11 protein-coding genes are annotated in these 13390 nt (G+C 27.3%); 10 read left to right on the forward strand and 1 reads right to left on the reverse strand.

Annotated features, from left to right (window positions below; all coding sequences use genetic code 11):
• Nucleotides 1-71 precede the first annotated feature (71 nt).
• The 3 genes from INR60_RS15240 to INR60_RS17665 all read left to right on the forward strand — a co-directional run bounded on the left by INR60_RS15240 (nt 72) and on the right by INR60_RS17665 (nt 5954).
• The gene (locus INR60_RS15240; RefSeq protein WP_194192360.1) at nt 72-2429 is read left to right on the forward strand and encodes a putative bifunctional diguanylate cyclase/phosphodiesterase; all 2358 of its coding nucleotides are present in this window, start codon (nt 72-74) and stop codon (nt 2427-2429) included.
• 1152 nt (nt 2430-3581) lie between these two features.
• The gene (gene cls, locus INR60_RS15245) at nt 3582-5117 is read left to right on the forward strand and encodes a cardiolipin synthase (protein WP_194192361.1); all 1536 of its coding nucleotides are present in this window, start codon (nt 3582-3584) and stop codon (nt 5115-5117) included.
• A gap of 144 nt (nt 5118-5261) precedes the next feature.
• On the forward strand, nt 5262-5954 hold the full coding sequence (locus INR60_RS17665; RefSeq protein ID WP_194192362.1) for a TrkA C-terminal domain-containing protein: 693 nt from the start codon (nt 5262-5264) through the stop codon (nt 5952-5954).
• Between the two features lie 45 nt (nt 5955-5999).
• On the opposite strand, the gene INR60_RS15255 is transcribed toward INR60_RS17665, so the two are convergent.
• Complete coding sequence (locus INR60_RS15255) at nt 6000-6287, reverse strand: DUF1294 domain-containing protein (RefSeq protein WP_194192363.1); 288 nt, start codon at nt 6285-6287, stop codon at nt 6000-6002.
• 195 nt (nt 6288-6482) lie between these two features.
• Between INR60_RS15255 and INR60_RS15260 the strand changes: the two genes are divergently transcribed.
• From INR60_RS15260 to INR60_RS15290, 7 genes are all read left to right on the forward strand, one after another.
• Nucleotides 6483-7217, forward strand: a complete 735-nt coding sequence (locus tag INR60_RS15260) for a peptidoglycan recognition protein family protein (protein WP_194192364.1) — start codon at nt 6483-6485, stop codon at nt 7215-7217.
• Nucleotides 7218-7272: 55 nt separating this feature from the next.
• On the forward strand, nt 7273-7920 hold the full coding sequence (locus INR60_RS15265) for an NAD(P)H-dependent oxidoreductase (protein WP_194192389.1): 648 nt from the start codon (nt 7273-7275) through the stop codon (nt 7918-7920).
• A 185-nt stretch (nt 7921-8105) separates the two neighbouring features.
• Complete coding sequence (locus INR60_RS15270) at nt 8106-8969, forward strand: YitT family protein (RefSeq protein ID WP_194192365.1); 864 nt, start codon at nt 8106-8108, stop codon at nt 8967-8969.
• 143 nt (nt 8970-9112) lie between these two features.
• Entirely contained in the window at nt 9113-9748 is a 636-nt protein-coding gene (locus INR60_RS15275) for a DUF4878 domain-containing protein (protein WP_194192366.1), read from the forward strand.
• Nucleotides 9749-9757: 9 nt separating this feature from the next.
• Nucleotides 9758-10387, forward strand: a complete 630-nt coding sequence (locus tag INR60_RS15280; RefSeq protein ID WP_194192367.1) for a hypothetical protein — start codon at nt 9758-9760, stop codon at nt 10385-10387.
• A 153-nt stretch (nt 10388-10540) separates the two neighbouring features.
• Entirely contained in the window at nt 10541-10822 is a 282-nt protein-coding gene (locus INR60_RS15285; protein WP_194192368.1) for an ArsR/SmtB family transcription factor, read from the forward strand.
• A 35-nt stretch (nt 10823-10857) separates the two neighbouring features.
• Complete coding sequence (locus INR60_RS15290; RefSeq protein ID WP_194192369.1) at nt 10858-13317, forward strand: FAD-dependent oxidoreductase; 2460 nt, start codon at nt 10858-10860, stop codon at nt 13315-13317.
• Nucleotides 13318-13390 lie beyond the last annotated feature (73 nt).

Raw genomic sequence — 13390 nt, forward strand, 5'->3', positions numbered from 1 at the left:
CTTTATTTATATAGAATATATATTTTATTGATAAAATATGTAAAAAAGTATTTTGAAGTGAGGCGAGTTAATTGACTGTAGATTTAAAGAGAGATATTAAAGAAAGTAATAAAAAGATTTTATTTTTATGTATTGTATATTCCCTTTATATAATTCTAAAACTTTTAAATAGCACAGTTCTTTCTACAGAAATGTATTTATCTACCTCATTTTTTACAATAATAGTGTTTTATAAATCAGTAAGGGAAATGGAGGAGTACAAAACAACTGTACTCCTATTATTTAGCGCTGCATTAAGTAATTATGTAGTAGGTTGTTTTTGGATATTTAGCTATATCTTAAATGGGCCTGTAGTTAAATATAGTGAACTAATAGTCATGATAAATTTTATACCTAACATATTTATACTTCTAGCTGCAATCCATTATTTTAAGAGAAATATATATAATCTTCAATCAGTTCAATTAACTATAGATATAGTAACTGTAGTTATTCTTATGATGAGTTTTTCCATAATATTTTTCATGGACGTAAATTTTAAAAACATAATAAATTTAAAACACTTAGTTGCTGTATGTTATGTATTAACGGATATATCGGCTATAAGTATTATTATAATAATAAAATTATCTATTTCAAATTTTAAAAACCAAAATATTATTTCACTCTTTGGGATAGGTATAATTATTTTTACTATAGTAGACCTAGGGTTTATATATCAAGTTTTAAGTAAGGGTCATTATGAAAGTATGTGTATAGTAGAAAGTTATAATTTCATGCCATATTTAATTTTTTCTTTTATAGCTATTTATTCTGATGTTTTCAAAGAAAGCGAATTTAATAAATTTGATTACGAAATGCCTTACAATATAACAGTTAAAAGAAAAAATAGTTTAATCATTTTTCTTCCTATAGTTTTTATGTTATTTATTAAAAAAACTGAATTTTTTGCACTTTTAGTATTTGCAGGAATAATATTAATTAGAGAATTACTAAGCTACTATGTTAGATTTTCATATTACACTAAAAAATTACTAAATCAAGAAAAAGAATTAAAATATGAACTTGAAAAGATGGTTCGAGTTAGAACTAGGGAATTATTAAATACTAATAAGAGATTAGAGGATATAGTTAATAAAGATTATTTAACTAAGATCTATAATAGAAGATTTTTTAATATGGAAGTAGATAAACTTTTAAGAGAAGAAGAAGCTGGGAACGTTAACTTATATTTTATAGACCTTATAAGATTTAAATTTATAAATGATTCTTTCGGACACGATATAGGAGATGAAATTTTAATATATGTAGGGCGAAGATTAATTAAAATATTACCTAAAGAAGGAATTGTTTGTAGGCTTGGCGGAGATGAGTTTGCAGTGATTTTGGAAGGTAAAAAAACTAAAGAGGAACTTAGTCTTTTTGCAAAAGAAATAATTAAAGCTGTGAGTAAAGAAATAATTATAAATAATTACAGGTTTTACATAGAGCCAAGTATTGGAATTGCCACATCAAAAAAAGATAGCACAAGAAGATCACTTTTAAAAGGGGCGGACTTTGCTATGTATAGATGTAAAAATACTCAAGGAAGTTTTTATGAGTTTTACGATGAAGAATTAAATAGAGAATTAGAAAGAAAAAATGAAATAGAAAAATTACTTAAAAATGTATCTTTTGATGAAGAGTTTAAAGTTCTTTATCAGCCTCAATTTGATATAAATACGAGAACTGTAATAGGAACAGAAGCTCTAGTTAGATGGGAAAGCAAGGAATGCGGTAATATTTCACCTTCGGAATTTATTCCAATAGCTGAAGAATGTGGAATGATTGAATTAATAGGAAATTGGGTTTTAATAGAGGCTTTAAAGAGGGTTAAAGCGTGGAATGAAAAATACAAGACTAGCTTAAGAGCTTCAGTTAATGTTTCACCTGGACAAATTAATAGTATTGGATTTACAGAAAATCTATTAAGTGTAGTTAAAAAATATAATGTAGAAACAAGTCTAGTTAATTTAGAAATAACAGAAGGAATAAAATTAGAAGGAAATGATTATATAAAAGATGTATTAGGAAATTTAAGCGATTTAGGTTTCTCGATTTCGATTGATGATTTTGGAACTGGATATGCATCTTTTAGTTATCTTGAAAAATTCAATATAAATGAAATCAAGATAGATAAAAGTTTAGTAGATAACATTACTACTAAAAAATCTGATTTAAAAATAGTTAAAGCTATAATAATGATGGCAAAAGGAATGAATATAGAGACTATCGCAGAAGGAATAGAAACAGAAGAGCAGTTAGATAAAATTAGATCATTAGGTTGCGATGAAATACAAGGATACGTATGGAGTAAACCACTTTTAGAAGAAGAATTTGAAATAGAGTATTTAAAAAAAGGACTCGTTTTTAAGAAAATAATAAAATAATTTTAATTCAGTCTTATAGAATTAGAAAAAATAATTAAAATAGCACGATTTCAAATAATAAAATATCAAAAAAATGTAGAAAAAAAGATTAAAATGCGAAATATGTCTAAAATATGAATAATATATTGAAATTGTTAATAAAAAGATATAATATTATAAACAGCCGATGAAATAATCAAAATTTAATAAGATTATATAAGAGATTTAGTGTATGGAAGCTTAAAACATAATGTAAGATTATAAAAAAGTACTTAACGATAAGGTTAAAGGGATACAAAAGACTACTACTAAGTAAGATTACTTTTTAGGCTATAGATCATATTTTCAGTAGAGTTAAAATTAAAAGTAATAATAGGGGAAATTATTAAAAATAAAATACTTCTAAGGGACTTTCAAAATTTAAGATTGTATATATAATACAATGGTATATAATTTTAAATTAAAAATGAAAGAGAAGTTATTTTAAGGTATGGATAGCTTTAAAGCACTTTTTCACATGTACAATACGGTGACAGGCTATATTTATTAAAATAGAAAGTGGGGACTTTTTATTTTAACGGAAAATAAATTATATCTTAGGGGAAAAGGTTAATTCGTTTGAATTAGCCTTTTATTTTTATTTATTTAGGAAAATTTAGGTTAAATATATTTTTATAGTTAATTATATTAAAAAAAATAGAAAAATAAATACTTATTAAAACTTTAAAAATAATTAGGTACTAATAATGTCGAAAGTATTAACAAAGGGCTATAAATAGTATATGATTAGTTTATAGGTTAAACGTTTTAGGGGACGGGATATCTATACAAAAGGGATTTAAAGTGTAAAGCTTTTTACGTATACAAAGTTAAACGGTTAATGTCTTTTTAACTTAGTATAAAATGGTATTATGAGAATATGGTTATTAGAATTTAAAAGATTTATTGTTACTAGATTGGTACTCTAGTAGCAATAAATCTTTTTTTATGTATAGGAAATTATAAAAATTAATGTATCACAAATTAAACTGTTTTGGTTAAAATAAAATTTATATAAATTAAGTATTGATTAATAACCTTAAAATAACATAAAATTATAACTAAATGCTAAAAAATATTGTATATTATTATATAATTAAGTTATATAAATGAAACAAGTTTTGTGAGGTTAGAATGAGAAAGATTTTAGAATTTTTATTTAGTAGGATGGTGATAGTTGGAATTTTACTATTATTTCAATTAACTATCTTAACTTTTGCAATCTGGAAGCTTACGGAAGCTTTTGTCTACCTATATGTATTTTTCTTTATAATTAGTATTTTAGTTGTAATTTATATTTTAAGTAGACGTGATAATCCATCTTATAAATTAGCTTGGACTATACCTGTATTATTATTTCCACTTTTTGGAGGGTTCTTTTATCTGATATTTGGCGGAAAGAAAATGAATAAAAAATACAAAGAAAAAGTAAAAAAGGTTTATGATGAATCTAAAAGAGTAGTATCTCAAGATGCAGATATAATTGAAGAAATTGAGAAAATAAATAAAAACGTAGCAAATCAAGCTAGGTATACTAGTAATTTTGCTATGTCTCCTATATATAAAAATACTCAAACAGAGTTTTTATCACCAGGAGAAGATTTTTTTGAAAGACTTATAGAAGAGCTTAAAAAAGCAAAAAAGTATATCTTTATGGAATACTTTATAGTTCACGAAGGTAAGATGTGGAACACTATATTAGACATCTTAGAAGAAAAAGTAAAAGAAGGCGTAGATGTTAGATTTATATATGATGATATGGGATGTTTAACAACACTTCCTTACAAATATAATGAAACTCTTATAAAGAAAGGCATAAAATGCCAAGTTTTTAATCCTTTTGTCCCTTTTTTATCTCTAATTTTAAACAACAGAGATCACAGAAAAATAACTGTGATAGATGGACATACGGCTTTTACAGGTGGAATAAATTTAGCTGATGAATATATAAATGAGATAGTTAGATTTGGTCACTGGAAGGATTCATCTATTATGATAAAAGGAGATGCAGTTTGGAACTTAACTGTTATGTTTCTTCAAGCTTGGAGCTTTAATAGTAAAGAGGATATCGATTATAATTATTATAAGAAAATATTTGATGAAAGAGAAGAAGTTCCTACAGATGGGTACGTGCAGCCTTATGCAGATAGCCCATTAGACGATGAAATAGTTGGGGAAAATGTATATCTTAATATAATAAATAAAGCTTCAGATTACGTATATATAGAAACGCCTTATTTAATTATAGATAATGAGCTAGTAACAGCACTAACTTTAGCTTCTAAAAATGGAGTAGACGTTAGAATAGTTACTCCTCATATAGAGGATAAATGGTATGCGCACATAGTAACAAGAGCTTACTACGCACAACTTATAGAAGCTGGGGTTAAGATATATGAATACACTCCAGGGTTTATACATTCAAAGGTTGTTGTAGCAGATGATGAAATTGCAACAGTTGGTACTATTAACTTTGATTATAGAAGTTTATATCTGCATTTTGAGTGTGGTGTATGGTTATATAAAACAAAATCTATAAATAGCATCAAAAAAGACTTCCTAGATATTTTAGAAAAATCAGAGCAAGTATCTTTGTATGATTGCAAACACGTATGTTGGTACAATAGAGTCTTAACTGCTATATTAAGAGTTTTTGCACCTCTTATGTAATAGGAAATTTATTATTTAAATAGGTTTGATTTAATTAATTTTTAAATCAAACCTATTTTTTATATCTTGTTTAAAAAAGCTTAACAGAAATGATTTAGACATAATATATAATAATACCTATAACTTATATGGAGGATTAACCAAGTGGTATTAATTTTAACTTTTATTTTATTTTTAACTATATTTTTATTAGTAATCAATTTTTTTACTATATTATTTAGGATGACAGGACTTCCAGTACAAAAGGCAAGGTTTCAGGTTATATCTTTATTATCAAGTACAGGATATACAACAAAGGAAAGTGAAACTATTGTGCAGCATCCTGTAAGAAGAAAACTTGCAAGTTGGCTTATGATAATCAGTTACGTAAGTACTGCTACATTTATATCATTTTTTGTTAGAATGTTATCAGATAGCGTAACTAGCATTGGATTCTTTGCAGTTATAGCTTTTTTTTGTATAGTAGTATTTTTGATATATAGAACAGATTCTTTAGAAAAGATAGAAACTTTTTTTGAAAAAGTTATAGCTTCATCAAATATATGGAAGAAACTTAATTTATTGCACTCTAATGCTATAACAAGCAATAGAGGTTACGGGGTATACGAAGTTTATGTAAGTGCAGATAGCTTTTTAGTAGGAAAGTCTATAGAGAAAAGTGGTCTTAAAGAAATGGAGATAGAGGTATTAAACATAGATAAAGGTGATGATTTTATAAAATTTGCAACAGCAGATTATGTATTTGAACCTTTAGACAAGCTAACTGTGTATGGTAATATCAAAAGTATAAAAGAGAATTTTGACCATGTATCTAAAAAAACAAAAAGTGGCATTTAGCCACTTTTTTTTATTTATAGAAAAGTTAAAACTTAAAGTTTTTAATTATAGATGAAACCAATAGATTTCTTTTAACTCAAAATACATAATAAAAACAAGCTGTAATAATAATATTAATGGAATACCTATACTAAATTTTATATGTTTTGTTTTATGTCTAAAAATATTCATTCCAATTAAACTTCCAACGCTTCCACCTATCAGTGCAATAAGCATTAAAGTATTTTCACTTATTCTAAACTTGTGCTTTTTTGCTTTTCTTTTATCAATATACATAGATAGAAAACCTACTATATTAATAATTACTAAATATAAATAAATATAATGTTTCATAATATAAAACCTCCACTATATTATTATAGTTGTCTAAACATAAAATTATCAATAAAAGAATTATAATTTCAAAAATAAAAACAAAATAAAATAAATTTGAAAAATATTACATTTAATGGTAAAATATTGTAGAGTAGAATTTGTACATAAATAAAAATATTTGAATTATTTTGTTATTAATGTAGAGGTGTAGTTATGAAAAGTGAAAATTATAAAAAGCTACAAGATATAGAAAAATTCTATTATAAAAAGAAGAAAGCAGAGTATGATAAGCTTATGAAAAAAAGAAGAAGAAGAACATATTTAGTAGTAACACTTATAGTTTTAAGTATAGTTTCTATAACTTCTTATGAGTTTTTATTTAGAAAAGAATATTCGACATATTTAAAGGTTTATGGAAGCGATGAAAAGATAAGTAATAGTGAGCTTAACGAAGAACTAAAAAATTTTAAAAATAAAATACTTATAAAGAATGTGAATTATGATTTTTCACCTGAACTAGAGGATTTAGAAAATCCAGAAACCTTAGTAATTCATCACTCTGTATCTAAGGGGGCAAGCCCTGAAGAAATCAATAAGTGGCATAAGGAAAAAGGATATGGAGGAATAGGTTATCATTATTATATAAAAAAAGATGGTACTATATTTAAAGGAAGGCCAGACGGAAAAATTGGTGCACATGCCTATAATAACAATAGAAAGAGCATTGCTATTTGTTTAGATGGAAATTTTGAAGAAGATGAATTAACTGATAGTCAAAAGAAAAGTTTGATTGATGTAGCAACTAGTTTAATTGTAACTTATAACCTTAAAGATATAGTAGGACACAGAAATTTAAATGAGACAGCATGTCCTGGAAAAAATATAGATATTGAATCTATAAAAAAAGATGTTTTAAGGAATATAAAAAATAACAGAGAAAAAGTTTAGTATGTATAATAAAAGTATTTTTATATCAAAATAATATTAAAAAATGGAAGGTGATATAATGAAACTTTTATATATTATTGTAAACTCTAAAAAAGAAGAAGAATCCTCAAGTAGAAAAATATCTAGAAAGCTTGTAAACAAATATCTAGAGATTTATAAAGATCTTCAGCTTGAAGAAATAAATTTATACGAAGAATATATCCCAAAACTTAAATACAACTTATTTAAAGGTCGTAACTGTGTAGTTGATTCAAAAACTTGTGAAAATCTAACTTACGAAGAAAAACGTGATGTAGATAGGATTAACGAATTAGGTGATAAATTCAAAGAAGCAGATATTTACGTTATAGCAGCACCTCTTTGGAGCCTTTCGTATCCAGCTCCTTTAAAAGAATATGTAGATTGCATAGTTCAAGAGGGAAAAACTATAATGGTTAAAGAAGACAAAATTAAAGGTCTCTTAGACGACAAATACAGAAGAATGGTATACGTTCAGTCTTCTGGAGGAACTATTCCTTTCTTACTTAGAGGAAAATTAAGTCAAGGGGTTGAGTATATAGAAGATATTATGAAGTTTTTAGGTATTAAAAAATTCAAAGAGCTTCTTATAGATGGAACAGGTTTTACAGAAGATGATAGGTTAAGAGCGGAAGAGAAGGCTACAGGAAAAATAGACGAGATAATAAATGATTTAGAAGAATAACATTTATAAAAATGCAAACTAATAGATTATTTATAAATAAAAACAAAAGCTTAGATATTTTTATTAAAGTATCTAAGCTTTTTTTTAGAACTTAAATTGTAAGAAATTTTAATTTTAAAATACTGTTCAAATATAAATTATTCTGTTATTCTATATAAGTCTAATAGGTAAAGGGGAGATTTTAGTTGAAGCAAAAGACGAAGGAATATATTAAAGAATATTTTTTAATAACACTTGGAGTATTTTTTGTAACAGTAGGTATTGAGTATTTTTATGCACCAAACGATTTAGCAGCAGGTGGAGTAACAGGGCTTGCAGTTGTAGTAACAAACTATTTCCCGGCACTTGATGTTGGAAGTTTTACTTTTATTACAAATTTAGTTTTATTTATTTTAGCATTTATAGTTGTAGGTGGAGATTTTGGAGTAAAAACTATATATTCAAGCTTTGGTTTATCAGGTATGCTTTGGTTTTTTGACGGAGTAATAAAACCAGATGCACTTACTAACGATTTATTTTTAGCTACGCTATTTGGAACGCTATTTACAGCAGTTGGACTAGCTATAGTATTTAACCAAAATGCATCAACAGGAGGAACTGATATTTTAGCTAAGATATTAAATAAGTACACTTCATTCAATATAGGAATATCACTTTTATGTGTTGATTTTATAGTTACACTTTTAGGGGCTATAACATTTGGCGCAGACAAGGGTATGTATGCAGTAGCTAGCGTAATAATAAACGGGCCTCTTATAGATAGGTTGATTGCATTTATGAATCAAAGAAAACAAATAACTATAATAAGCGAAAAGACAGAGGAAATATCTAAATATATAAGGGTTGAATTAAAAAAAGGTTGCACATACTTAAAAGGTGAAGGTGCACACACTGGAGATTCAAAGAAGGTTATATATTCAGTTTTAAATAAAAAAGAATTAGACAAATTAAAAGAGTATATTGAAGAAGTTGATACAGAAGTTTTCTATACTATAGGTGTAGTTGATGAAGTTAAGGGAAAAGGATTCCCTATAGTATCAGGGTTTTAAATAGAGATTAAGCAATATGTTAGTGCGTATTGCTTAATTTTTTTTATAATATAAGTAAAATTAGTGTTAACATGGGGAATTAATATATTTATTATTGTTATAATAAATAATAGTTACATATATGTAGAAGGAGCGAAGAGCTTATGAAAAAAATTATAACGGTCTTATTAGGAATTATAATGGTAGGAAGTTTAGTTTCTTGCAATAACAAACCTACAAATAGCACTGAACCTAAAAACAAATCGGAGATTAAAGAAGAACTTAAAGCGCAAAAACCAGAAGATGTTATTACAGATTTCTTTACTAAATTTAAAAATTGTAATTTTAGTGGAGTACAAAAGGATATCTTAACAGAATCTAGTATAATTATTGAAGGAATGGAAGATTATTCAGATTCGGAGAAAAAGGCGATTAAATATTGGCTTGAAAAATTAAGTTATGAGATCATAAAAATTGATGTAAACGGAGATGAGGCTACTGCTAAAGTTAAAGTTTCAGCTTTAGATGGAAATGAAATTTATAACAAGTATAAAGATAATATCTTAAAAATAAAGCCAAGTGCACAGGAAGAATTAGATGAAGAAGGTGCAAAACTTGCAGACGAAAAATACGGGAATGCTTTAGTAAATTCCTTAAAAGATAAGGATAACGAAATAGTATCTAAAACAGTCGATATAAATTTAAACAAAAAAGATGGAAAATGGTTATTAGAGTTTAATAATGAACTATTAACTGCAATATACGGGGGACTAAGCCCAGATAAGGTGAATTTTAAGTAGGTGGTAAATTTGAAAAAGATTATAAGCTTTGTATTAACTTTAGTTATATCAGTAGGAATACTTGTTTCTTGCGGAACTGATAACACTAAAAAAGATGTTACTGATTTTTTTGATTCTTATAAAGCGTTAGATTTTAATAATATAAATCAATATGCTGTAAACGGGAATGATATATCAAAAGTTATAACTCAATTTGAAAGTTATGATGAAAAACGTGAAAATGCTTTAAGATACTGGGTGTCTAAAATTTCTTATAAAATAGGAGAAGTTAAAGATTTAGGAAACGATGAAGCTGAGGTAAAGGTTACTATAAATGCTTTAGATGGTAATGTTATTTATAAAGATTACGAAGAAGGAATAAAAAGTATGGCACCAGCTAGGGTAAATAACGATATTAAAAATCCTATAAATAGTAGTGAAGAAGATTACACTAAAACAAATTACTCAGAAAATAATTACGGTAATATAGATTACGTTGATGAATTTATAGCGGCACTTGAAAATCAAACTGTTCCTATGAAAGAAACTACAGTTTTAGTAAAACTTAAAAAAGCTGATGGAAAATACAAAATCCAAAATGATGATGAAGTTTTACAAGCTATGCTTGGGGGACTACCTGTATCTGTAATACTAGGATAAGATTAATAATTTAAAATAGAGCTTTTAAAGCTCTATTTTTTTGAATAAAATAAAAGTTAATAATATAAACTAAAGTATAAAATAAAAATAGTTGACACATATATCGTTATATCGTAATATTATGATATAGTGATAACAAGGAGGTAATAAATTATGGAAAATAATTATAAGGAACTACAAGAGGCAGCAGAATTTTTAAAAGTTTTAGCACACCCTGTTAGGCTATGCATAGTTAGAGGGCTTTTAGATAAGGGGAGCTGCAACGTAGGTTTTATGCAAGACTGCCTAGGAATGCCTCAATCAACAATATCACAACATCTTCAAAAACTTAGAAGTGTAGGAATAATTGAAGGTGAAAGAATAGGACTTGAAGTAATTTACAAAGTAAAAGATAAAAGAGTTATAGATATCATTAAAATAATCGAAGAGAAATAATAAAGATGTAAGTTTTATATCGAGGAGGATAAATTATGTCAAAGAGAGTTTTAATAGTTGGTGGAGTTGCAGCAGGTGCGTCTACTGCAGCTAGACTTAGAAGATTAAATGAAGATTTAGAAATAGTAGTATTTGAAAAGGGTGATTATATTTCATTTGCTAACTGTGGGTTACCTTATCATATAGGAGAAGTTATAAAAGATAGGAGTAAATTATTACTTCAAACTCCAGAAAAGATGAGAGATAGATTCGAAATTGATGTAAGAGTGAACAGTGAAGTTGTTTCAATAGATACAGAAAACAAAAAAGTTAAGGTTAAATCAAAAAAAGATGGAAATTACGAAGAAGATTATGATTATTTAGTTTTAGCACCAGGTGCAAAACCAATTATGCCAAACCTACCTGGAATAAATAATAAGAGGATCCATAGATTAAGAACTATAAACGATATGGATGGAATAAAAAAAGAAGTAGATAGTGGAAACGTAAAAGAAGCTGTAGTTATAGGTGGAGGATATATAGGAGTTGAAGTTGCTGAAAACTTAAAGCACAGAAATATAAACGTTACTTTAGTTGAAGCTGCACCTCATATACTAGCACCATTTGATTCAGAAATATCAGAATTACTAGAAATGGAAATGAACGACAGAGGAGTTTCTATAATATTAAACGATAAGGTTGTAGAATTTAAAGAAGAATTAGATAAAGTAGTTGTCAAACTTGATAGTTTAAAAGAAGTAAAAGCTGATATAGTTGTATCTGCTATAGGGGTTATGCCTGATACTTCATTTTTAAAAGATTCAGGAATAGAACTTGGAGAACGCGGTCACTTAAGAGTTGACGACCACATGAGAACTAACAAAGAAGGAGTTTTTGCAGCAGGAGATGCAGTAGAAGTTAAAGATTACGTTAATGGTAAAGTTGCATTTATTCCACTTGCAGGACCTGCAAACAGACAAGGAAGAATTATAGCTGATAATATAGCAGGTTTAGACTCTTCTTATAAAGGAACTATAGGGACATCTATAATAAAAGTATTTGATGTAACTGCAGCTTCAACAGGAAATAACGAAAGAACTTTAAAAAATAAAGGAATCAAATATAAAAAAGTTTATATACACCCTATGACTCATGCAGGGTATTACCCTGGAGCTAAAGCGCTTCATATAAAGGTTTTATATGATTTAGAAGGGAAAGTTTTAGGGGCTCAAGCTGTAGGATACGAAGGTGTAGATAAATTTATAGATGTAATAGCGACTGTAATTAAGCTAAGAGGAACTATGGAAGACTTAGCTGAATTAGAATTAGCATACGCACCACCTTATCTTTCAGCAAAATCACCTGCGAATATGGCAGGATTTGTAGCTGAGAACGTAGAAAATGGATTAACTGAATTATTCTATATAGAAGATATAAAAAATATAGATAAAGACAAACAAATCCTATTAGATGTAAGAGATGACATAGAAGTAGAAAACGGAATGATAGACGGTGCTATCCACATCCCTCTAAATTCTTTAAGAAGTAAATTAAATGAACTTCCAAAAGATAAAGAAATTTTAATTTATTGTGCTGTAGGTCTTAGAGGATGGATAGGAGAAAGAATCCTTAGAAACAATGGATTTAAAAATGTAAAAAACCTAACTGGTGGCTATACTTCATATAGAACATTTAACTATAAAGCAAAAGAAGTAGATAGTAAGGAGTGTCCCTTGCTAGATAATACAGATGAAGAAAAAGAAGTTGCTGTAACTTCTCCATCTAAAGTTCATAGGCTAAATTGTGAAGGGCTTTGTTGCCCAGGGCCTTTAATGGAAGTTAAAATGAAGATGGATATGATAGAAAATGGTGATACTTTAGAAGTAACAGCTTCAGATACTGGATTTTTTAAAGATGTTGAAGCTTTCGCAAAGAAAACTAAAAACACTTTAGTAGATGTAACCATGGATAAAGGTCTTGTAAAAGCTACATTAATAAAAGGTTTAGGAAAAGTAGAAAGTATAGAAGTAAAAGAAGAAGCTACTAAAAACGGTCAAACTATGGTTGTTTTCAGTGGTGATCTAGATAAAGCTATAGCATCATTTATAATAGCAAACGGAGCTGCTGCTATGGGTAAAAAGGTTACAATGTTCTTTACCTTCTGGGGATTAAACATCCTAAGAAAGAACGAAAGTGTTAAAGTAAATAAGAACTTTATAGAAAAGATGTTTGGAACTATGATGCCAAGAGGAAGCGAAAAATTAGGCTTATCTAAAATGAATATGGCAGGTATGGGGTCTAAGATGATAAGAGGAATAATGAAAAAGAAAAATGTTCAATCATTAGAAGAACTTATAGAATCTGCTATAGCAAACGGAGTAGAGATAGTAGCTTGTACTATGTCTATGGATGTTATGGGAATTAAAGAAGAAGAGCTTATAGACGGAGTAAAATTCGGAGGGGTAGGATATTACCTTGGTGAAGCTGAAGAGTCTAGCTCAAACTTATTTATATAATAAATTAATAATAGATTATTAATTTAATTAGTAATTTGGAGGCTAACTATATAGCCTCCAAATTAAAAAGTGC

This window comes from Clostridium chrysemydis (assembly GCF_015234215.1).
Taxonomy (GTDB): Bacteria; Bacillota; Clostridia; order Clostridiales; family Clostridiaceae; genus Clostridium; species Clostridium chrysemydis.